The sequence below is a fragment of the Arthrobacter sp. JZ12 genome (assembly GCF_035189165.1).
GTDB lineage: Bacteria > Actinomycetota > Actinomycetes > Actinomycetales > Micrococcaceae > Arthrobacter_D.
In genome coordinates this window covers 2,885,241-2,905,959 of the sequence record NZ_CP045246.1, presented here as the reverse complement: position 1 = coordinate 2,905,959, position 20,719 = coordinate 2,885,241, and the positions used below count along the sequence as shown (strand labels likewise).

The 20,719-nt window shown below is 64.2% G+C and carries 19 protein-coding genes; 2 read left to right on the top strand and 17 right to left on the bottom strand.

From position 1 onward, the window contains the following. Window positions 1–69: 69 nt before the first annotated feature. Window positions 70–891 (bottom strand): HNH endonuclease, encoded by an 822-nt coding sequence (locus GC088_RS13530; RefSeq protein WP_323959512.1) that lies wholly within the window; start codon window positions 889–891, stop codon window positions 70–72. Between the two features lie 17 nt (window positions 892–908). Continuing rightward, on the bottom strand, window positions 909–2,414 hold the full coding sequence (locus GC088_RS13525; RefSeq protein ID WP_323959511.1) for an AAA family ATPase: 1,506 nt from the start codon (window positions 2,412–2,414) through the stop codon (window positions 909–911). A gap of 260 nt (window positions 2,415–2,674) precedes the next feature. Between GC088_RS13525 and GC088_RS13520 the strand changes: the two genes are divergently transcribed. Further along, window positions 2,675–3,640 carry a DUF6414 family protein gene (locus tag GC088_RS13520; RefSeq protein WP_323959510.1) on the top strand — a complete coding sequence of 322 codons (966 nt, stop codon included), beginning with the start codon at window positions 2,675–2,677 and terminating at the stop codon, window positions 3,638–3,640. A 484-nt stretch (window positions 3,641–4,124) separates the two neighbouring features. Here GC088_RS13520 and GC088_RS13515 read toward each other — a convergent pair whose 3' ends face one another. From GC088_RS13515 to GC088_RS13455, 13 genes are all read right to left on the bottom strand, one after another. Next, complete coding sequence (locus GC088_RS13515; protein ID WP_323959509.1) at window positions 4,125–5,279, bottom strand: acyl-CoA dehydrogenase family protein; 1,155 nt, start codon at window positions 5,277–5,279, stop codon at window positions 4,125–4,127. Between the two features lie 5 nt (window positions 5,280–5,284). Next, window positions 5,285–6,493 (bottom strand): CaiB/BaiF CoA transferase family protein, encoded by a 1,209-nt coding sequence (locus tag GC088_RS13510; RefSeq protein WP_323959508.1) that lies wholly within the window; start codon window positions 6,491–6,493, stop codon window positions 5,285–5,287. A gap of 97 nt (window positions 6,494–6,590) precedes the next feature. After that, window positions 6,591–7,451, bottom strand: coding sequence for a fumarylacetoacetate hydrolase family protein (locus GC088_RS13505; RefSeq protein ID WP_323959507.1), 861 nt, complete (start codon window positions 7,449–7,451; stop codon window positions 6,591–6,593). After that, complete coding sequence (locus tag GC088_RS13500; protein ID WP_323959506.1) at window positions 7,451–8,224, bottom strand: SDR family oxidoreductase; 774 nt, start codon at window positions 8,222–8,224, stop codon at window positions 7,451–7,453. The genes GC088_RS13505 and GC088_RS13500 overlap by 1 nt, the downstream gene beginning before the upstream one ends. After that, window positions 8,225–9,115, bottom strand: a complete 891-nt coding sequence (locus GC088_RS13495) for a dihydrodipicolinate synthase family protein (RefSeq protein WP_323959505.1) — start codon at window positions 9,113–9,115, stop codon at window positions 8,225–8,227. Beyond that, complete coding sequence (lhgO, locus tag GC088_RS13490) at window positions 9,112–10,347, bottom strand: L-2-hydroxyglutarate dehydrogenase (protein WP_323959504.1); 1,236 nt, start codon at window positions 10,345–10,347, stop codon at window positions 9,112–9,114. The genes GC088_RS13495 and lhgO overlap by 4 nt, the downstream gene beginning before the upstream one ends. Further along, on the bottom strand, window positions 10,344–11,579 hold the full coding sequence (locus GC088_RS13485; protein ID WP_323959503.1) for an MFS transporter: 1,236 nt from the start codon (window positions 11,577–11,579) through the stop codon (window positions 10,344–10,346). Before GC088_RS13485 ends, lhgO begins: the two co-directional genes overlap by 4 nt. Window positions 11,580–11,586: 7 nt before the next feature. Next, window positions 11,587–13,680, bottom strand: a complete 2,094-nt coding sequence (locus GC088_RS13480; RefSeq protein WP_323959502.1) for a TRAP transporter permease — start codon at window positions 13,678–13,680, stop codon at window positions 11,587–11,589. Then, window positions 13,677–14,177 carry a hypothetical protein gene (locus GC088_RS13475; protein ID WP_323959501.1) on the bottom strand — a complete coding sequence of 167 codons (501 nt, stop codon included), beginning with the start codon at window positions 14,175–14,177 and terminating at the stop codon, window positions 13,677–13,679. Before GC088_RS13475 ends, GC088_RS13480 begins: the two co-directional genes overlap by 4 nt. Before the next feature lie 30 nt (window positions 14,178–14,207). Continuing rightward, on the bottom strand, window positions 14,208–15,224 hold the full coding sequence (locus GC088_RS13470; protein ID WP_323959500.1) for a TAXI family TRAP transporter solute-binding subunit: 1,017 nt from the start codon (window positions 15,222–15,224) through the stop codon (window positions 14,208–14,210). Then, window positions 15,221–15,841, bottom strand: coding sequence for a carboxymuconolactone decarboxylase family protein (locus GC088_RS13465; RefSeq protein WP_323959499.1), 621 nt, complete (start codon window positions 15,839–15,841; stop codon window positions 15,221–15,223). Before GC088_RS13465 ends, GC088_RS13470 begins: the two co-directional genes overlap by 4 nt. Continuing rightward, entirely contained in the window at window positions 15,834–16,562 is a 729-nt protein-coding gene (locus GC088_RS13460; RefSeq protein WP_323959498.1) for an SDR family NAD(P)-dependent oxidoreductase, read from the bottom strand. The genes GC088_RS13465 and GC088_RS13460 overlap by 8 nt, the downstream gene beginning before the upstream one ends. 188 nt (window positions 16,563–16,750) lie before the next feature. After that, window positions 16,751–17,413, bottom strand: a complete 663-nt coding sequence (locus GC088_RS13455; protein ID WP_323959497.1) for a GntR family transcriptional regulator — start codon at window positions 17,411–17,413, stop codon at window positions 16,751–16,753. Window positions 17,414–17,742: 329 nt separating this feature from the next. Here GC088_RS13455 and GC088_RS13450 point away from each other — a divergent pair, with 329 nt between their 5' ends. After that, window positions 17,743–18,168, top strand: coding sequence for an Hpt domain-containing protein (locus GC088_RS13450; protein WP_323959496.1), 426 nt, complete (start codon window positions 17,743–17,745; stop codon window positions 18,166–18,168). Window positions 18,169–18,201: 33 nt separating this feature from the next. Here the strand turns inward: GC088_RS13450 and GC088_RS13445 are convergent, their stop codons facing one another. Both GC088_RS13445 and GC088_RS13440 read right to left on the bottom strand, forming a co-directional pair. Beyond that, on the bottom strand, window positions 18,202–18,954 hold the full coding sequence (locus tag GC088_RS13445) for a winged helix-turn-helix domain-containing protein (protein ID WP_323959495.1): 753 nt from the start codon (window positions 18,952–18,954) through the stop codon (window positions 18,202–18,204). Between the two features lie 57 nt (window positions 18,955–19,011). Continuing rightward, complete coding sequence (locus tag GC088_RS13440; RefSeq protein ID WP_323959494.1) at window positions 19,012–20,712, bottom strand: ATP-binding response regulator; 1,701 nt, start codon at window positions 20,710–20,712, stop codon at window positions 19,012–19,014. Window positions 20,713–20,719 lie beyond the last annotated feature (7 nt).

Sequence of the window (20,719 nt, the reverse complement as noted above, 5' to 3'; positions counted from 1 at the left end):
GACTCCGGGTTAGACCTGATTGACTAGTTGCTTGCTAGGCAAACCTGCGTCGTTCAAACTTCCGCGGCATCAATGGCTGCGGTCGGATGTCGAGATCAGAAGCCGGAAACCACCTCCGCAGAAGTCCGCGGACTCGGCGGCCGCAGTGAGCGTGGCCGGTTTCCAGTGATTAAGACCGAAGTGCCGGGCAGTGCTCAGCGCTTCAAGTCGCAGGTACTTTTCCACGCCGGTAGGTCCACCCTCAGAATAGAAGTCCGCAATAGCAACGCTCTTCTCATAGAGCAGCTCAACTGCCTCTTCCGAATAGACCGTACCCAACTGGAAATGGGCGAAGTGTGAGACGAGAACTCGAAAGGTTTTGTCCGGTAGCCCGGACGCTTGCACGATCTCGAATGAAGGAATAATGCCGTCGCCAACTTCCAAGGTTGCCCGCAGGAAGGGCTCTGATCCTGGAAGCTGATCGAGGTAGGCGTGGATGAATGCAGGATCCCCCAAGTCAGTCTTGTACAGCTGGTCCTTTCGCTTGTTGCAGACGCCGCAGACGGGAACCAAGTTGACTGTGAGAGCAGCAAATTCGGGGAATAGCTGCTTAGGAAGATAATGATCGAGCTCGCTCGTGGGGCGGAGACCACACAGACAGCAAATCCTGCTACGCGCCAAGATTTTTGCACCATCATCAACGAGCGCGCCTGATCTCAAAACCTCGTAATTCGACCGGACTTTCTGGGCTGTATCGTCATCGTCGATGACAGTCGCCAGGCTGCAAAGTTCCCCGAGCTTGTACTGGATGTAGGCTCCAAATACAGCCTGCCTGACATTTACGAGCACGGTCGCAATATCGCGGTTCCGGCGTGCTCGTAGGCGGTCATAAAGGTCGCGTTCGTCGATCACAGGCGGTGTAAGAGTCCTCATCTCGTTCGCGAAGCACCTCTGGCGCGCAGAGCTAGAGCTCGGGCCTGACTGCTGAGCCCTAGGGGAAACAGTTGCTCGAGCTCATCATGGCTCAACTTCTGTGCGAGTTCGCGAATCACAGTACGGTAGTCAGACACAGAGTTGTCGAGTCCGAACGCCTCATGCGTAAGTTCGCCGAGCCCGGCTCCGAACGTTTCAAGCTGAGGGTCAACAGCGCGAATGGTACTGCCGAACCTCTCAATCACCTGCACATCTTTGGCAGGCACCTCTTGAAGGACGACTGGACTGTGAGTGGCGATAATCGCGAATGAATCGAAGCCGTCTAGAAGTTTTTGAGTTCCCCGCAGGAGGGCTGCTAAAAGGGAAGGATGCAAATGTGTTTCTGGCTCGTCGATTAGAACTAGAGAGCGATTACGAAGATGTGCGCCCAGCTGAACGATGATGTTGATCACAATCTTCTGTCCGGCGCTGAGCATCCCCAATTCTTCGTCAGGTAACTCACCGACGGTAACCCATTTTGATAAGCTCAAGCCTGATCGTCCGAATGAAGGGTCCAGTTCGAGGTCTCTGAGTGCTTGATTAAGTGCGCTTGCATCGCGGCTGCAGGCTAGGCGGAAAGCGTCTGAAAGCTCGATAGTCAGCTCGTGAATCGATTTCAGTTGGGAACTAGCTTGGCCATTTTCTAGGCGGCGGAGTCCACAATAGGTGTATCCAAAATACGTTGTTACGGGCTGGTGATCAGCGTCGCCGCCTCCGTTGAACGTATGGCCAGCCGATGGAGGCAGTTCAAAGGTATCGAACGCGCTATACGAGACCGCCAGGACAGCGCTGAACAGACTTTCACTTCCTCCATGATTCTCCGGAGATTGTCCTACCTTACTTGTTGCCCTCGCTAGGTCGGCGAGTAACCGCGTCTTGCCAACGCCGTTGTAGCCGATCAAAACCTTACAACGTCCGGGAAGCACGTCTGAGTCATCAAAGTCGAAACGGATCTCTGCATCGAGCTCACGGCTTCGATGAGTAAAGAACATTATTCCTTCGGAGGGTTCCGTTCCATCGAAGAGCGAGCTTGCGGAAGCAAGAGTGTGCTCGGCCTGTCCGAATCGGAGTAGCGACTTATTCCAGCCTTCTTCGCCTTCAAATGTTGCGGCTATCTCCTTATCCGTCGCGGCATCTCGGATCGATCGCAGGAAGACGACTCGCTCTTCTTCAGCAAGAGCAGTCAGCTTCTCGTAGAATTCGATGTCTTGGCCGAGCGAGCAGTAATCGCTGCCCAGCGCTTCGAATTCATTGGCTTCGAACGTTGTCGGGCCCGTCCGCTGTCCAGCTCTGAGGATCTTGACAAGTCCAAGGTCGACTGGGTCGCCGACCGGGCGCAGCAATTCCGCTTCGAAGGAAGTTTTGAACGTGAAGTCGTCCCACGAGTTGCGCCTTAGTAGGACGAGGGTCTCATGGGGCGGTTTGCTGACGGCTCCGAAACCGTCGATCACGCGAAATTTCACTCGCTGCCTCCCAAAGGGGTTTATATTGCAAATACGAGCCGGAGCGCCGCTCTAAGAGAAGATGGACACCTGAACACCTATCACTCGTCAATCATAAATGGAGTGGCAGCCAACCAAAGAAGATCGCGGTGGGAACCGGGATAGAGAACGCAGCGATCGAGTAGAATTAGACCGCGAAGGAAGCAAATCGTTTCATACTTCCTCGCTCCTGCCGATCGACACTTGCAGTCTCCTCTTGTCCCAGCGCCTATGGTGAACTTGTGACCATTCAGAATGATGCTGGCTACGGGTTGGCCCACCCCATCTATCTAGATGTGCAAATGATGTTGAGTTTTCTTGCGCATCTTGAAGGCGGAGTTTCGGTCTCGGAGAGCGAAAGGACCACTGCCACTGGGGCTCGTGAGCGATTTCTGAAGGCTCGTGGGGGAATTCGTGCGAAGCTCTTCGCGATTGGTGACGCGAACTTCGAAGGCGAAGGGAGCCAGCAAAATCGGGACGAAACCCAGGTTGAATCTCAAACGGAACGACATCATACTGAGGCGAGCCTCTTCAACCTGCTATATGACTACCTGACCGAAGATGGGAAAACGATTCGCCTTGACGATCCCGGTCAGCTCACTGAAGTGCAGAATGGGCAGTTGGTAGAGTTTTCTGGTGAGTTCCTAGGGAACCCAATTGAGAATGTCCTTGCGTTCTTCGATGCGTTTCTGCCCTATATCGAGGAGGATGAGCCGGCGAAGGTCGAACCTGCGCCTACGGTTCAGACTAGAGCTCAAAAGAGTCGCTCTGGCAATCCCGCAGTCAAAGCCTCGACACAGCATCAAGTCCAGCAACCAGTCGTCGAGGAGAATCCTTCGGAAGAGGGCATTCGTGTGTTGCGGCGGATGAGTCAAGATATAAAGTCAGCGCCTGTCCACGATCTTCTGTTTCGGACCGAACACGAGCTCGAAGCCGTGGTCACGGTGGCTTCGCTTTACTACTCCGCCACCACAACTGAGCATCTGCGCGCTGGCGAGTTCCGCGTCATCGGAAAGGTGACCAGAGTGCTGGAGGAAGGCCAATCCATAAATCTGATGCGAAGAACAGTTCTTGGAGTGGCAGGACCTGCCTTGGCGAACGACGTTCTCAATTCGGTTACGAACTCAGATGACTTCAATCTGGACGTTCCCGACGCGATTGTGAGCGGACCGGCTATACAGGTGCTTCCCATGGCTATCTTCATTTGAAGGCTCTCCCGAAACACCGTCAAAAAGGCGAACACTAGGGTGTGCCGGAATGGCTCCGATGCCGCCCACTTTGGCTTGACTTGTCAGCAACGTACTCGATGGGCGACTATGTGTATTTTTCACCTTCCTCGGTGGCAAGATCAGGCGCGGGCAAACTGAGGAGGGTGACCTGGCCGTTCAGCACTCGACCGTGCCAGACAAGCCCTCCCAAATATAGCGCCCTCCCAAGACAGGCATCACCGCACGCCTGCCGATTTAGATCGCCCGGGAAAGAGCTGTTGGACCAAGGTGTTTCTCCAGACTCGATCAATGAGCTAATCGACGATGGCGTGTTGGCGGGCAAGAGTCACCTCTTCTGCTTCCCAAGCCTCTCGGAATCTTGCCTTGTCTTGAACAGGTGAGCAAGGGACACGCCACCGTCGATGCGACCTGGTCGGCGTGGTCTATCAACGCAAGCTCCCCGGGACATCCGAAGACCCAGCGCTCACCGGAACGCTTGCGTACCCGTGATCTTGTTGCCCAGGATCAGGGTGTGCACCTCATCGGTGCCCTCGTACGTGCGCACGCTCTCCAGGTTGTTCGCATGCCGCAGCGGCGAATAGTCCAAGGTGATCCCGTTGCCGCCGAGCATCGCCCGCGCCTCCCGGCAGATCTGGATCGCCTCGCGGCAGTTGTTCAGCTTCCCCACAGAGATCTGCCACGGTTCCAGCGTCCCGGCATCCTTCAGCCGTCCGGTCTGCAGGGCGACCAACGTTCCCTTGTTGATCTCCAGCGCCATGTTCACTAGCTTCTGCTGCGTGATCTGATACCCGGTCAGCGGCTTGCCGAACTGCAGACGCTCCTTCGAATACGCCAGCGCCGCCTCGTAACTGTCCCGCGCAGCACCCATCGCACCCCAGATGATCCCGTACCGCGCCTCGTTCAGGCACTCGAACGGCCCACGCAGCCCCTTCGCGTTCGGCAGCATCGCCGACTCCGGCAGTCGCACGTCCTCAAGCGTGATGTCGCACTGGATCGACGCCCGCATCGACAGCTTCTGCGTGATTGCGGTCGCCGTGAACCCCGGCGAGTCGGTCGGCACCACAAAGCCGCGGATGCCGTCGTCGGTCATGGCCCAAATGATCGCGACCTGTGCAACCGTTGCCAGCCCGATCCACCGCTTGGCACCGTTGAGCACCCAGCCGTCGCCGTCGCGCCGGGCGTTGGTGGTCATCGACCCCGGATCGGACCCCGACCCCGGCTCTGTCAGCCCGAAGCAGCCAATCACCTCGCCCTTGGCCATCCGCGGCAGCCACTCGTTCTTTTGCTCCTCGGACCCGTGCTTGGCCAGAGCGCTCATCGCCAGCGACCCCTGCACACTCACGAACGTCCGCAGCCCCGAGTCGCCGGCCTCCAGTTCCATCGCCGCCAGCCCGTACTCCACCGAGCTGCGGCCGGGGCAACCGTACCCCTTGATGTGCATGCCGAGCAGCCCCAGTTCCGCCATCTTCGGCACGATCTCCAGCGGGAACACCGCATCCTCGTACCACCCGGCGATGTTCGGCTTGATCTCCGACTCCACAAATGAGCGGACACGCGCACGCAGCGACAACTCCTCCTCAGACAGGAGCGAGTCAATGGACAACAGGTCAACAGTCATGGTTCTTACTTTCCCGTCGAGGTGGAGGTGGTGGTGGACGTGGGGGAGACAGACGCAGGGGAGAGCGACGCGAACGCCGCGCCGTCGTGCTCGCCGAGCAACGGCGGCAGGCGCCGATAGCTGGCTGGGGTTTCGGACAGATGGATCGGGTTGGCGACCTGGTGGCTGGTGCGCGGGCCGGCGTCGTCGTTCATCACGACGGCGGGATCCAGCCCTAGCTGCCCAGCCAACTCCAGCGCCTCCTTGATGGAGTTCACCTTCCCGGCCGGCACGCCCTCGGCGGACAGGACGGCGGACCACTCGGCGGCGGGCCGCCCGGCCAGCTGCTCCTCGAGCAGCGCCTTCAGCTCGACGCGGTGCGCCACGCGCTCCGTATTGGTCCGGAACCGGTGGTCCTCAGCCAGCCGCGGGATCCCGAGGATCCGCACCAGCGCGCCGAACTGCCGGTCGTTCCCCACAGCGACGGCGAGCGGCCCGTCTGCGGTGCGCAGCGTCTCGTACGGCGCGATCGACGGATGCGCGTTCCCCATCCGCTGCGGCGCCTCGCCGGTGGCCAGCGTGCTCGACGCCTGGTTCACCAGCCCCGCCAGCAGCGACGACAGCAGGTTCACCTCAATCCGCTGCCCCCGCCCGGCCGCGTCCCGGTGCCTCAGCGCCGCCAGAATTCCGACGACGGCGTTCTGCCCGGTGAGCACGTCCACCAGGGCCACGCCCACCTTGCTCGGCTCCGAATCACGCGACCCGGTGACGCTCATCAGCCCGCCGACCGCCTGCACCAGGAGGTCGTACCCGGGAAGGTGGGCTCCCGCCGTCGCACCGAATCCGGTGATGGAGCAGTAGATGAGGTCGGGCTTCTCGGCGTGCAGCGTCTCGTAGTCCAGCCCGAACTTCTTCATCACGCCGGGCCGGAAATTCTCGATGACGACGTCGGCGTTCAGCGCCAGCTCACGCGCCCGGTGGAGTCCCTCGTCAGTCCGCAGGTCGCAAACCACCGAGCGCTTGTTCCGGTTCACGCTCGAGAAGTACGTGCCGACGCCGTGCGCGTCGACCGGCGGCGTCCACGACCGCGTGTCATCCCCGGCCGGGCTCTCCACCTTAATGACGTCCGCTCCGAAATCGGCGAGCATCATCGACGCGTACGGTCCCGCCAGCACGCGCGAGAAGTCCGCCACCCGGATGCCCGCAAGGGGACCGGCAGCTCCAGAGGTGCCCATCGGCGTCGTCTCCTTACTTGCTAGTACGTTCACTTGGCAGGACACGCCCCGAAAGGTGCCTATAAAGGGGTGTGTCCTGCCAACTCAACGAGGGGGTTCACGGCCCCTGGACAACAGGATTGGTCAGAGTGCCGACGCGGGCCACCCGCGCCTCAGCGACGTCTCCCGGCTTGATGTGGATCGCGCCCGGTGTGCCGGTGGAGATGATGTCGCCGGGGTACAGCGGCATCACCTTCGAGTGGAAACTGATCAGGTACTCGGGGCTGTAGCGCATGTGGGAGACGGTGTTGGCCCGCAGCACCTCGCCGTTGACCACCGTGGACACCTCCATGTCTGCGAGCATTCCGTCGCCCACCGCCTCGGCCAGCGGCACAATTCGCGGCCCGAACGAGAAGAAGCCCGGGAAGTTCTTCGACCGCGTCAGGAAGCGCGGATTCCGCTGCAGGATGTCCTCGGCCGTCTGATCCAGCACGGGCACGACGCCGGCCACATAGTCCAGCGCGTCCTCCACCTCCACATTGCGGCAGTACTTTCCGATGACGACGGCGACCTCCGCCTCCGCCGTGGTCCGCTCGCTCTGCGACGGGATGGGAATATCCTCGCCGGGGCCGATGACGGTGTGGTCGCCCTTGATGAACGACGCCGGCTCCTCCGGCACACCCTCGGACAGATCGGACGCGTGCTCCACGTAGTTCAGCCCGATGCCCCACAGCATCCGCGGATGCCGGTAGGGCGCACCGTACTCGACGGAGGCAGGGTCCCGGAAGGTATCGTCGTCGGCCGTGAGGGCAGCGGACTCAAGCTGGTCCAGCAACCCACCGGTGAGCACATCGCGGATGTCGCCGTGGAACCCGGGAACCAGTTCGAGGACCAGCGCCAGTCCGCGGGACGGATGTACCACCGCGGCGACCTCGGAATCGCCCTCGCGGATCGCGCACAAGTGCAGGGTGTTCTTCATCAGTAGCTCCTCACCAGTCCGCCGTCGCAGCGGATCTGCTCACCGGTCACGTATGCTGCGCGCTCGCTCGCCAGGAAGGCGACGACGGCGGCAAACTCCTCCGGCTTGCCGTACCGGCCCGCGGGGATAGTCGCCTCAGAGGACGCTCGCGCTTCCTCCGGGGTCTTGCCTGTCCGCTTCGCCGCGGCGGCATCCAGCGACGCCACCCGGTCGGTGTCGATCCGGCCGGGCAGCACCATGTTCACGGTGATCCCGTCGGCGGCGACCTCGTTGGCAAGAGTCTTCAGGTACCCGGCCAACCCCGCGCGGCCGATGTTGGACAGCGCCAGGTTCGGCAGCGGGCTCTGGATTCCGGAGGAGCCGACGGCGACAATCCGCCCCCAGCCCCGCTCCCGCATCCCGGGCAACACCAGTGACACGAGCTTGATGTGCTGCAGCAGCAGTTGGTTCACGGCGGCCAGCGCCTGTTCATCCGAGACGTCGACCGCCCCTCCCGGAGCCGGCCCGCCGCTGTTGAGCACCAGCACATCGATCGGCCCGAACGCCTTCTCGGCCTCCTGAACCAGTCGCTCGGGCGCACCGTCCTCGTTCAGGTCCAGTCCGATTCCGACGGCGGACGGCAGCTTCCCGGCCTCGGCCTGCACCACGTCCTCGCGGCGGGCGGCGAGCACCACGTTGGCGCCCTCGTCTGCCAGCGCCTGCGCGATGGCCAGCCCGATGCCGGAGCTCGACCCCGGCACCAGCACGTTCTTCCCTTTGAGTCCGGTATCCATCTAGGCAAGCTCCTTAACAGCGTCGAGGTGGGCGTCAATCATGTCGGCAAGCTCAGCAGGCAGCGTCGGTGCGGGCGGCCGGACCAGCGCCTCGGCGATGATGCCGCGCCGCTTCAGGATCTCCTTCCGCAGCGCCAGGCCGATCCCGGGCTGGCCTTCGAAGTTCGCCAGCGGCAGCCACGGTGCAAAGGCGTCGCGGGCAGCGCGGAAGCCGCCGTCGTCGTGCGCGGTGATGGCAAGCTGCAGCGCTTCCGGATGGGAGAAGCCGGTCATGGCACCTGCCGCGCCCGCGGCGAGTTCATCAAGCAGCCCGACGCCGCCCAACCCACCGAACACCGGCACATCGGTAGCCCTCGTCAGCGCGGCGATCGCCGCAGCGGTCGGCGGCGCCTCCGACTTCACGGCCGCGATGAACGGACACCGTTCGACTACGGCGAGGATCTGTGCCGTGCTGATCTTCACGCCCGAAGCGACCGGGTAGTCCTGCAGCACGATGTCGGCGCCGGTCGCGTCGTGGACGGCGGTGAGGTGCTGGACCAGGACGTCCGGCTGCGGAGTGTTTGCCTGCACCATCAGCGCCGCAAGGTTCGGCCCCGCGGCGTTGACCGCCGTCCGGCCCTGCTCAATCGCAACCGCAGTTGTTCGCGAGGACAACCCGACGACGACGGGCGTCTCACCGGTCGCCTCCACCACCGTAGAGATGGCGAGGATCTGCTCGCCGGTATCGAGCGTCGCGCCCTCACCGAATACCCCGAGCACCACCATGCCGGTGGCGGGGATGCGCGTGTACAGCTCCACCTCGCGGGTGAGGGACTCGGTGTCGAGGGCGAATTGCGGCCCGGTGAACGGCGTGGCCAGCACGCCCCAGAGGCCCTTCTTCAGATGCGTCATGCAGTTTCCTTCCGGTCGGAGGCGGCAACTTCAAGAACTTCGGCGACGATGTGCTCGGCGATAGCCAACGACGACGTCGCAGCCGGCGACGGCGCATTCCGCACCGCCAGCACGGAGCCGTGTCGGGTGATGCGGAAGTCGTCCACCAGCGATCCGTCGCGGTCCAGCGCTTGGGCGCGGATGCCGCTGGGGCCGGGAACGACGTCGTCGATTGTCAGTTCCGGCACGTACTTTCGCGCCTCGTTCACGAACCGGCGCTTGCTCAGGGAGCCCAGCATTTCGACGGCACCGGTGCGCCAGTGCTGCTTGGCGAAGGCTCGGAAGCCGGGGTAGCCGACGGCGTCGCCCAGGTCGCGCGGGGACACCGTGCCCCAGCCGTACGCCTCGCGGGCCAGCGCCAGCACCGCGTTGGGGCCGACCATCACCTCGCCGTCGGTCCGCGGGGTCAGGTGCACGCCGAGGAACGGATAGCGCGGGTCGGGCACCGGGTACACGAGGCCCTTCACGAGCGAACGCTTCTCCGGCTTCAGCAGGTAGTACTCGCCGCGGAACGGGACGATCTTCGGGTCCTCCTTGTCGCCCGCCAGCTTGGCAACGCGGTCCGACTGCAGCCCGGCGCAGATGATCACCGAGTCGAAGATCTCCCAGGTCTCGGTTCCGTTGTGCCGCCCGGTCACGAGCGTCTCATTGCCGCGGGTGGTCAGCCCGGTGACCTCGAAGCCGGTGTGCACAGTGCCACCGGCGGTAACGACGTCGTCCGCCAGCGCGCGCGTCACCGCCCCGTAGTCAACGATCGCTGTGGAGGGGGAGTGCAGCCCGGCGACGCCCTCGACGTGCGGCTCGATTTCCCGAAGCTCATCCCAGCCGATGATCCCCACACCCGGGACGCCATTGGCCCGGGCGCGGTCCAGAATGCCGCCCAGCCGGGATTCCTCCTCGGCGTTGCGGGCGACAAGTACCTTGCCGATTTCGTCATAGGCGAGGTTACGCTCGCCGCAGTACTCCTTCAAGAGCCCCACGCCCCGCCGGCACAGGGTCGCCTTCAGGGACCCGGGAATGTAGTACAGGCCCGCGTGCACCACGCCGGAGTTGCGTCCGGTCTGGTGGGCGGCGAGTTCCTGCTCCTTCTCGAGCACCGTCACCTGGGCATCGGGCTGCTGCTGCAGCAGCCGGCGCGCGACGGCGGTCCCCAGGATACCGCCGCCGATGATCCCGTAGCGGGTGGCTGTCATGAAGTCTCCTTGACCGAGGGGGTGAAGCGATTGCGAATCGAAAATAGGTTAGGCACTGGAAGTCCTCTTGATTTGCGGATCATTCGGCGTGCGATGCGGAAGGTCAGGGCGGCCGCCAGAGCGACGACGCCGGCCACCACCCAGGCGGTGGAGTACGACGTCGCGCTCACCAGCAACCCGAACAGCAGCGGCCCGCCGGCCGCACCGAGCGAGAGCCCGGTCTGCACCACGCCGGTGGCGGAGGCGGCCGCCAGCCGGTTATCGCGGACGACGGCGAAATGCAGGAGCCCCGGCCATGTCCAGCCCGCGCTGTACGCCAGGAGAGTCCCGGCAACCATCAGCGCCGGCGTTCCGACACTGAGCAGCAGATAACCGACGACGCCGGCCACCAGCAGGTTGGCCATCAGTACGTAGGGGCTGCGGGTGGGCATCCGGTCCATCAGAGTGCCCAGCAGGATCCGGATCCCCAGTCCGAGCACCGCGGCGCCCGCGAAGATTAGACCCGCAGTGCCCGGCGCGATGCCCGCCTGCACCATTGAGTCCACCAGGAACACACCGAGCGACGTTGCAGCCGCAGCCGCCAGCCCCGCACCGATGGTCAGCACCACCAGGCCGCCGCGGGGGGTGCCGCGGTCCCTTGCTTCGCCTACCGCCGTCGTGGTTCCCTGCGCCTGCCCCCGAAGAAGGGCCCACCCGGCCAGGCACAGTGCCAGCACGGCGCCTGCAAAGAACGCGTACCGCCAGCCGAGCACCAGTGCGATGCCGGGAACGGCCAGCCCGCCCAGCAGCGACGCCGCCGGGATCGACGACTGCTTCACACCGAAGGCCAGGCCCAACCGGTTGCTGCCGATACTCCGCGAGATACCGAGGTTCGCCGAAGGTTGTGCGGTGGCGTTGGCCAGTCCGCCGATGAACAGGGCAGCCACCAGGACAGGGAAAGTAGGGGCTGCACCGGCACCGGCCAGAGCCACGGTGGCCAGCGCGGCCGAGAGAACCATGCCCCGTCCGGCACCCATTCGCTGCACAACCCCGCCCAGGGGACGGGCGAGCGTCCCGGACACCGCAAACAGGATTGCCGCGGCGATGCCCATCTGCGCCGGCCCCAGGTCGAGGTCGTCGCGGATCTGTACTGCCAGCGCGCCCAGCAGGAACGCCGGCAGTACCCCGGTGGTGGTGACGGAGACGGCCTGCAGCAGGGTGGTGACAGGCCGTCCGGACAGCGGTTCGGTCACAGCACGCTCACGAGGCGGTCCTGGGCGCGCGGGTCTCCGCCGCCGTCGTCGTGGCGTCCTTCGTGCTGTCCTTGTGCTTGTGCTGATTTCTCTTCACCCGGATCACATGCAGCACCAGCCCGACGGCGATCAGCGCCGCGCCGATCCCGATGTACATCGGCTCCATCACCAACAGCGGCAGCGAACCGAGCCCGATCAGCACGCGCTCGACGACGTTGGCCGGCCCCAGCACCCAGCCGCCGGTGGCGACGGCAAGGGCAGCGACGGCGACCGCCGAAACAACCAGCGCCAGCAACACCGTGCCGACCCCGCCCTGCATCAGCAGGCCGATGCCCGGGCCCGACAGCACGAACACGAACGGCACCAGGAATGCCGAAAGCGTGTACCGCCAGGTGAGCCACATGGTCTTGATCGGCTTGCCGCCGGTGATGGCCGACGCCGCGAACGGGCTGAGCGCGGTGGGCGGGGACACTTCGCTGAGGACCGAGTAGTAGAAGATGAACATCGCCGCTGCGAAGGCGGGCACCCCGACGTCCTGCAGGGCAGGGCCGATGATCACCCAGGAGATGATGAAGCTCGCTGTCACCGGAACTGCCAGGCCGAGCAGGATCACGGAGATCGCCGAGAACAGTGCCGTAAGGAACAGTGAGCCGCCGGCAAAGTCCACAATGATGTTCGCCAGTTTCAGGCCCAGGCCGGTCAGCGTCATGATGCCCACGATCAGGCCCGCCGCGGCCATCACGGGAATGACGGACAGCGCGCCGTGCGCGCCGGCAGCCAACGCCTCCCAGATCCGCTTCGGCGTCATCCACGATTCGCGGTCGAGGAAGCTGAGGATGAACGCCAGGATGGTTGCGTAGACCACTGCGCGGAACGGCGTCATGCCCAGGGCCATGAACACCACGATCGCGATCAGCGAGCTGAAGTGGTAGCCGAAGCGCAGCAGCAGCTTGCCCACCGGCTTGGTCTCGATGTCCACCGCGTGGGTCTTGAACTTACGGGCGTCCATCTCGATGGCCAGGATGATGCCCAGGTAGTACAGCAGCGTGGGGATCGTGGCCCAGATCAGAACCTCGAGGTAGGACACGTTCAGCAGTGCTGCGATGATGAACGCCGCAGCGCCAAGGGTCGGGGGCGACATGATTGCGCCGATACCGGCCGCAGCCAGCACACCGCCGCCGTGTTCCTTGGGATAGCCGGCCTTCTTCAGCAGCGGCCAGGAGATACCACCGAGGGTGACGGTGGTGGCAACACCCGATCCGGACACGGTGCCGAGCAGGAAGCCGGCCAGGGTCACGGTACGTCCGGGCCCGGACTTGGACTGCCCGAACGCCGAGAAGGACAGATCAATGAAGAACTTTGTGGCACCGGATGCCGTCAACACCGCGCCATAGATGGTGAAAAGGATGATGTAGGTCGCCGCAACGTCCGTAGGCACACCGAACAGGCCCTGCGTGCCCATCACGTTGTGGCCCACCAGCCGGATCCACCCGAACGACGACGTCTGGAACGGGTCCGGAAAGTAGGGACCGAAGTAGGCGTAGGCGAAGAATCCGAGCACCACAATCGGCACCAGGATGCCCACCGTCCGGCGGCATGCTTCGAGCACCACGAGGATGGCGATCGTGCCCATGATCAGGTCGAGGTAGGTGGGGATGATGGCGCGGCGGAAGAAGCCGTCCCAGTCGCTGATGATGTAGGCGAACGGAACGGCGGCGACGACGGCAAGCACCCAGTCGGCGATGTGCGGGTTGTCAGCCTTGCCGGCTTCACGGTCCTTGTCGGACCTGCCCCAGCCGCGGTACACCAGGAACGTCATCGCCAGGCCGATCATCAGGAACGCCGGCAGGTAGAACTGCGTGGCCATCGGGTTGAAAACCCAGTACAACCCGAACGCGGACAACGCCACACCGACGATCTTGATAATCAGGTCCGGCTTTCCGCTGGTGTGCCGCGCGGGTTTTTCGGCTTCGAACTCGGCGATCAGCGCCTCTTCATCGATGGCGACGTCGTCGGTGTCCGGGTCTGGTGAGCCCTTGAGGGTAGGCGCCGGGCTTGCGGCGTTGGATGCCTCAGCCCGGTGGGAGCCTCGCTCGGTCATTGGGTCTCCTTGATGTTCAACACAACGTATGGATTGTCGTTCCCCACAAGCTCCCACAGCTCAAGCGGTGGTTCTCCGGGAACGTGGAGGGTGCGCTGCCCCAGGTCTGTGGCAGCGATCGAGAGGGTCTGGAAGACAGCCGGACGGTCAGGGTTCGGCGGGACCACGTAGTTCCGCCGGTCCTGATCATCGGCCGGGACAGGGGTGCCGGGAACGGCGTAGTACTCCTCGAGGACGGCGAGCTGGTCGGCTGCGATCTCGACCAGCCGGAACGACCCGTCCCCGAGCACCTCGTAACGCTCCTCGGCGAGCGTCTGATAGATGGAGTTGCGGTAGCTCACCGCGAAGGTGGTGCCGGCCAGCGGCACCTGCGCCAGCCCGCCGTCGTCGTTCATCACCGCCAGGTAGCGCCGGGGTTCACCGGCGCTGCCCGCGCTGCTTCCTCCCAGCGTGCCCAGGCTCGCAAGGATTACGACGACGGCGGCCAGCTTGCGCATCTCGCTGATCGGCCCTTTTCCTGGCTCGCCTTATCCTGCCGAGTCGAAGTAGGCCTGGGCGCCGGGGCAGGTCTCGACGAAGGGGACATCAGCTGCGGTGGCAGGGTCCATCTCCTCCGCGGCGGGGTGCACCTGGACGAGCTGATCCTTGTTGTCGAAGAGCGCGGCAGTGATGTTCTGCTGCAGCTCCTCGTCCATGCTCTTGGAGGCAACGAGGATGTTCGGCGAGGCGATGACGGGAATAGCTTCGGTCTGGCCCTCATAGGTCTCCGCGGGGATCTCGCTCTCGACGTAGTACTCGCCGTACTCCTCGGCCATCGGTGCTGCGTACTCGCCGATCGGGATGATCACCATGTCGCCGTCCGCTGCCAGGTCGATGAGTGCACCGGTGGGCAGGCCGCCAGACCAGAATCCGGCGTCGATGGTGCCGTCACGGAGCGCGGCCACCGTCTCGGCTACACCGAGCTGGCGGCGGTCGATGTCCGTCTCGGGGTCCAAGCCCGCGGCTTCCAGCGTGCGCAGCGCTGCCACTTCGGTTGCCGAGCTGGGTGCACCCACGGAGACAACCTTGCCGCGCATGTCCTCGATGGACTGGATGCCCGTGCCCTCGACCGTCACGGTCTGCAGGTAGTTGTTGTAGATGTTGCCGAGGGAGCAGATCTCCAGGGGCTGGCCCTCGAAGTCATTGACGCCTTCCACGGCGTCCGCGACAACGTCGCCCACCGAGAACGCCAGTTGTGCGGCGTTGCTCTGGATGAGCAGCATGTTGTCAACTGACGCGTTGGTCTCCTGGACGGTGGCATCGTAGCCCTCGACGTTCTCGCGGATGACGGTCGCGAAACCGCCGCCCAGCGGGTAGTAGACACCGCCGGTGCCGCCGGTTGCGATGGAGAGGGTACCGCCGTCGCCGCCCTCCGCGCCGCCTCCGCCTTCGCCACCGCCGCCGTCGGTGACGGGGCTGCCGCAGGCGCTCAGGAACAGTGCCGGTGCAAGGATCGCGGCGGCAACGATGCGCGGTCCGCGAGCCCTGTTGGTGGTGCTGGTCATGGATTTCTCCCTTGATCTTCAGTGATGGGTTGATGTGAAGCGTTGTCGGCCGGTGCGCCCGCACCGGCCACGGTCAGAAGTCCTGCGAGGGTGCGGTAGTACCCCGTGAGGATTGACACCTCGGTCATTCCGTCCAGCCCGAGGTGTTGCCGGGCAGCGGAGTGGGTCCGTTCGGTGATGCCGTTCTCCGCGAGCAGTTCCCGGGTCAGCGCCAGCGCTGCCTTCTCTGGATCCGACGCGCTCGCGGGTATTTCCCCGGCTGCAATGCGGTCCAGCTCCTCATCGGTAACGCCTGCCTTGAGAGCGACGCGGCTGTGGGCGTACCACTCGTACTCGGAGTTCAGTGCGGCGGCGACTGCGCAGATGACGAGTTCCCGTGTGCGGTCGGTCAGGCCGCCGCCGAAGCGCAGCGCGGCGCCCAGGGCCTGCACGGCGTCACCGATCCGAGGAGCGAAGAGCAGTGCATTGAAGGGACCGGCGAGGGTGCCGTCGTCGTGCCGGATGGTGAAAGGGCCGTTGGCGCGGGGGCCGGCAGTGAGGGTGTCGTAGAGCTCCTTCTGGGCTGCGGACAGGGAGTCCGGGAGCAGGAGCGGGAAGGGGCTGGTCAGATCAGACAAGGGTCCGCCCTCCATCCACGTAGAGCACGTGACCGGTAACGAAGGCCGCCTGGTCGGAGGCCAAGAAGAGAACGGGCCCGGTCAGGTCATTTACGGTGCCCAGCCGTCCCGAGGGAACCAGCGAGGTGTAGTGTTCCCGGACTCCGGGCCTGTCGAGGTGTGCTCGGGTGAGGTCTGTTTCGGTGTAGCCGGGGGCGATCGCGTTGACCGTGACGCCATGCGGTGCCCACTCCCGGGCCATGACGCGCATGAGCTGGTTGATGCCGCCCTTGCTCGCGGCATAGGGTCCGTGGTCGGGGTGAGCGAGGAGACCCGAGACGGACGAGCAGTAGACCTGGCGGCCCCAGCCTGCCTCAACCATGTGCCTGCCGGCGGCTTTGCCCAGGCGGAATGCGCTGGAGAGGTTGATGTCGAGCGTGCGCTGCCATTCGTCGTCGTCGGTGTCCAGGAGGGGGACGCGGGAGTTGATGCCGACGGCGTGAACCAGGACATCGATGCCGCCAAGGTCCGCGGCGGCCTGTTCGACGGCGTCCTCGCATCCCTGTTTCGTGGAGAAGTCAGCCGTCAGCGAGCGCTCGTGCTGCTCAAGCCGGGAGGAGTCGATGTCGGCGACGAGTACCTGTGCCCCCGCCGCGGTGAAGGCTCCTGCGCAGGCCTCACCAATGCCTCCGGCGCCTGCGATCAGCACGCGCCGTTCAGTGAGTCCGAGCCAGTTCTCCACGAAGAGCGATCCTCTGTTTCGTCGTTGAAAGTAGGTCGTTGAAGCGAGAGTTATTGGAGATTGTATACAAATCCTGCATCTAGTGTAACCGCGGTCACACTGAAGTTACCAGAGGTAACTGACGATGGAGGTTACAGTTTTGCGGCGATCGGCTGCCGTCGGCTGCTACGGGAACTCTTTGGGACCGTCTACCGAGAATCGAGGAAGGCTCGCAGGGCGTCGACGGCGTGGTCCCGGTGCTCGTCCAGGTGCTTGACCAGGCGTTCTGCGTCGCGCGCGGCAAACGCGTCGATGATCAGGTTGTGCTCCGCCTCCACACGTTCCCGGTTGGTCGGGGTTCCGTAGTAGACAAAGCGGTAGGTGTCCGTGGCGTCCCAGAGCACCTGGATGAGCTTCTCAAGGCGCGGCATTCCGGACGCTGACAACAGCACGAAGTGGAACCGGCGGTTGGCTTCCGTCATGGGAAGGATGTCGGCCGCCGCGCTGGCGTCCTCCACCTCGCGGGCGGCATCCTTCATCGCCTGAAGCACAGAACTGTCCGCGCGTTCGACGGCGGCGGAGGCTGCTTCCGTTTCCAGCAGCTTGCGGATGCGGTAGACCTCCAGCAGGTCCTCGAGGGATAGCCGGGCTACCTTGAACCCGCGGTGCGGTTCGTAGACGATCTGGCCTTCGCCCTCGAGAATCTTGAAGGCTTCGCGCAGGGGTACCCGGCTTACGCCGAGGCGTTCGGCCAGCGCGTCCTGGCGCAGCGGCTGCCCGGGTTCAACCTCGCCGGCGATGATCATGCGGCGGAGCTCGGCAAGGGCGAAGGCCTGCGCGGTGGGTGGGCGTTTGCCCGATGTGCCGGCCATGCCGTCTGCCTCCTCGTCGAGTTGCCGGTGTTCCGCGGTGGGTGCTGTCGACTCTAGTTCAACACACCGTCAGCCCCGCTCGACGGGCGGGAACCTTAAGCCAGGCCTGCCGCGGAGGTTTCTTGAGGAAACCTTCGCCGCGCTTCTCCGATTCTCTTGAGGATGGTGGTTCACAGTGGATATGACGCCGGACGAGTTTCCCGACTTAGACGGCCGTCCCGAGTTTTGCCGAACCGCAGCGTCGCGTGATCCGGTGATTATGCTCCTCCGGGCCGGACCGTTCGCCGGCCCGGAGGTTATTTGTTTGCCAGAGGTTAGGAGCGTACGCGATGACCTGGCTGAAGCGGAGCCTGCACCGGGAGTCCCGGTCGGAGCCGGCATCGGCTGTGCCGCCGGTGGAATTTGTGCCCCGCAACCTGCCTGTCCATCAGCCTGAAGCGCTTGCCAAACTTGCGGACGAGCTGCCCAACCGGGAGGACGCGCTTCGCTACCGCGACAACTTCGCCAGGCTCCTGCCCGAACGCCTGGAGAGGCTCGCGATGGGCCTTCGAGCGCGGGACTACGAGGTTGCCACCTCCACCCTGCTGACTCTCAAGGTGGGGTCAACCATGGTGGGCGCACCCCGGCTGCAGCACGTGGTGCGCCAGTGCCTGGCCGATTATGAGCAGGACTCCACGGTCCCGCTCCTGCCCGCACTCAGGCGTGAGGCCGAGACCTTCCTGGCCTACCTGGCCAATGAAAGACCTGGCCGGTGAAAGCAACGAAACCTGCAGCTAGCGGAAGCGCAGTTAGCCGATCGGAACCAGCCGGTACCCCACGCCGCGGACCGTCTTGATGTAGCGGGGATCCCGTGTGTCTTCGCCGAGCTTCTTCCGCAGATTCCGGATGTGGACCTCCACCAGGTGGTGGTCGTCGGTCCAGCCCTCACCCCAGACACGTGCGAGGAGGCTCTCGCGGGTCCACACGCGCCGCGGCCCGGTGATCAGCGTTGCGAGCAGATCGAACTCGATTCGGGTCAGCGGCAGTTCCTCGCCGTGAAGGCGCGCTACGCGCCCGTCGATATCCACCGACAGTGCGCCATGCTCGACGACGGCCTCCCCGTCCTGCTCAGCCGCTGCCGGCTCGGGAGCTCCTTCGGCGGGCGCGCCCTGCTCCTGCATGGACCGTGGGCGGCGGAACATCGCTCCGACGCGCGCGCGGACCTCGCGCGGGCTGAACGGTTTGATGATGAAGTCGTCAGCACCGATCTCAAGTCCGACCACGCGCTCGATCTCCTCGACGCGCGCCGTGATCATGACAATGTAGGCGTCGGTGACCGGCCGGATCTGCCGGCATACTTCCATGCCCTCAAGGTCCGGGAGGTTGAGGTCCAGGGTGACCAGGTCCGGCTGGTGTTCCTGGACAAGGTCGATGGCTTCCTTGCCGCTCGCGGTTTCGATGATCTTGAAGCCGATCATCGACAGCGTCAGCGCGAGGAGCTCGCGGATGTCGGAATCATCCTCCACCACCACGGCTGTACGCTCAAAGGATTCAGTTGCCATACCCAGTACCTTGCCAGAATCGGGCCCACAAGTGGGAACGTGGTTCGTTTTTTGTGCTCATGCCCGCGGGAGCTCCACGGTGACTGTGGTCCCGACACCCAGTTCGGACTCCACGGAGAGCTTTCCTCCGTGCCGTTCCACGGCTGCGGCCGTGATGGACAGGCCGAGTCCCGTCCCGGGTATCTCGGCCGACACGGAGTTCGAAGCCCGGTAGAAGCGGGTCAGCAGGTGAGGCAGTTCGTCCGGCGGGATCCCGATGCCGCTGTCCTCGATCATCACCCGGACGGTCTCGCTGTCCGATGCAAAGCGGGCGGTGACCGATCCGCCGTCGAGCGTGAACTTGACCGCGTTGGACAGCACATTGACGAAGGCCCGGGCCAATAGCTCCCAGACCCCCAGCACTTCCTGTGTGTCCGGGGCCGGGAGGACCAGGACCTTGACGTTCTTGGCGCCGGCGATTGGAAGCAGGTCGGTGGCAACGGTGTTGAGGAGCTGTTCGATATCGATTCGTGCCGAGCCCAGTTCAGTGCCGGCGTCGAGCACCGACAGGGCGAGCACGTTCTCCACGAGTGTGCTCAGGCGTTGGCCGTTGCGTTCGATGATTCCGAGCATCCGCTGAGCCGGACCAGGAAGGTCGCCGGCGTCCCCGTCCTGGAGCAGTTCCACATAGCCGAGGATCGAGGACAGCGGGGTGCGCAGCTCGTGGTGCACAGTTGCCACGAAGCCGTCCTTGGCGGCGTCGAGCTCCTGCAGGCGTTCGACCACCTGCTGCTGGGCGAGAATCAGCTCGCCCTGGACCATGCCGTACGCGAGGTTCCCGAGTAGGTGCTGCAGCAGGGCGATTTCGGCGCTGGTCCAGCGTCGCTGACCGCGGTCGGCGACCAGCCAAAAGAGCCCGAACGGGCGCGCGCCCTCTCCGACAGGCAGTACCAGGCCGCTTCCTCCGAAGGCATCGATCCGGGCCTTCAAGCCGGGCAACTGTCCGCGCAGATGCTCGGGAAGGCCGTCGCTCTTTCCATCCAGCACCGCCAGCGAACCGGAAGCCTTCCACAGCTCGCTACCGAGCTTCTGCAGTTCCTCGCTGTACTCCCCGACGTCCGGGGCCGCCACCATGCCTTCACCGCTCTGCCAACGCGACGACGTACACGTCAGCCGGGTGTCATCGAAGATGAAGAGGGTGGCCGTTTCAGCGTCCATCGCTTCGCCTACGCCCCGAAGGGCCAGCTCGACCATCTCGGTCGGTGAATTCGTATGACGGATCTCGTCCGAAATCCTTCGTACCCGCTCACGCAGATACGCCGATTCCGTGCGGCGTGACATCCGCAACTGGTTGCGGTGGATTGCTGTGTGGACCCGGTGCACCAGCTCATCGGCAGTGAAGGGCCGCAGCAAATAATCGCTCGAGCGCATCGCCAGTTCCGGGTGGGAGGTGACCTGCTCCGCCGAATCGACGGTCAACACCACCGGGATATCGCGCGGCAGTAGGTGGTCCGCTTCCTTTGCGATGGTCGAGAGGTACTTCAGGGCAATATCTCCACCAACGACGGCGACGTCCGCCGTACTCACACGGGCTGTCTCGATCGCGTGGTCGACTTCGCTGAGGGTGGCGACGTCGAACCCCGCATTCCGGAGGCTGTTCGCGACTTCGTCGAGTACCTCGAGATTGGAATCGACCACCAGGGCCCTGCTTGCAGCAGCTTCGGACATGCCGGTTGCGCCCACGCGTCTGGATCCCTTCGTCCGGATTATCTGTCCCATACGTTAA

Excerpts from the sequence above, each read along its gene's own strand:
- GC088_RS13515 (WP_323959509.1), bottom strand. The coding sequence starts at position 5,279 with ATGACTGTTGACCTGTTGTCCATTGACTCGCTCCTGTCTGAGGAGGAG.
- GC088_RS13510 (WP_323959508.1), bottom strand. The coding sequence starts at position 6,493 with ATGGGCACCTCTGGAGCTGCCGGTCCCCTTGCGGGCATCCGGGTGGCG.
- GC088_RS13505 (WP_323959507.1), bottom strand. The coding sequence starts at position 7,451 with ATGAAGAACACCCTGCACTTGTGCGCGATCCGCGAGGGCGATTCCGAG.
- GC088_RS13500 (WP_323959506.1), bottom strand. The coding sequence starts at position 8,224 with ATGGATACCGGACTCAAAGGGAAGAACGTGCTGGTGCCGGGGTCGAGC.
- GC088_RS13495 (WP_323959505.1), bottom strand. The coding sequence starts at position 9,115 with ATGACGCATCTGAAGAAGGGCCTCTGGGGCGTGCTGGCCACGCCGTTC.
- lhgO (WP_323959504.1), bottom strand. The coding sequence starts at position 10,347 with ATGACAGCCACCCGCTACGGGATCATCGGCGGCGGTATCCTGGGGACC.
- GC088_RS13480 (WP_323959502.1), bottom strand. The coding sequence starts at position 13,680 with ATGACCGAGCGAGGCTCCCACCGGGCTGAGGCATCCAACGCCGCAAGC.
- GC088_RS13475 (WP_323959501.1), bottom strand. The coding sequence starts at position 14,177 with ATGCGCAAGCTGGCCGCCGTCGTCGTAATCCTTGCGAGCCTGGGCACG.
- GC088_RS13470 (WP_323959500.1), bottom strand. The coding sequence starts at position 15,224 with ATGACCAGCACCACCAACAGGGCTCGCGGACCGCGCATCGTTGCCGCC.
- GC088_RS13455 (WP_323959497.1), bottom strand. The coding sequence starts at position 17,413 with ATGGCCGGCACATCGGGCAAACGCCCACCCACCGCGCAGGCCTTCGCC.
- GC088_RS13450 (WP_323959496.1), top strand. The coding sequence starts at position 17,743 with ATGACCTGGCTGAAGCGGAGCCTGCACCGGGAGTCCCGGTCGGAGCCG.
- GC088_RS13445 (WP_323959495.1), bottom strand. The coding sequence starts at position 18,954 with ATGGCAACTGAATCCTTTGAGCGTACAGCCGTGGTGGTGGAGGATGAT.
- GC088_RS13440 (WP_323959494.1), bottom strand. The coding sequence starts at position 20,712 with ATGGGACAGATAATCCGGACGAAGGGATCCAGACGCGTGGGCGCAACC.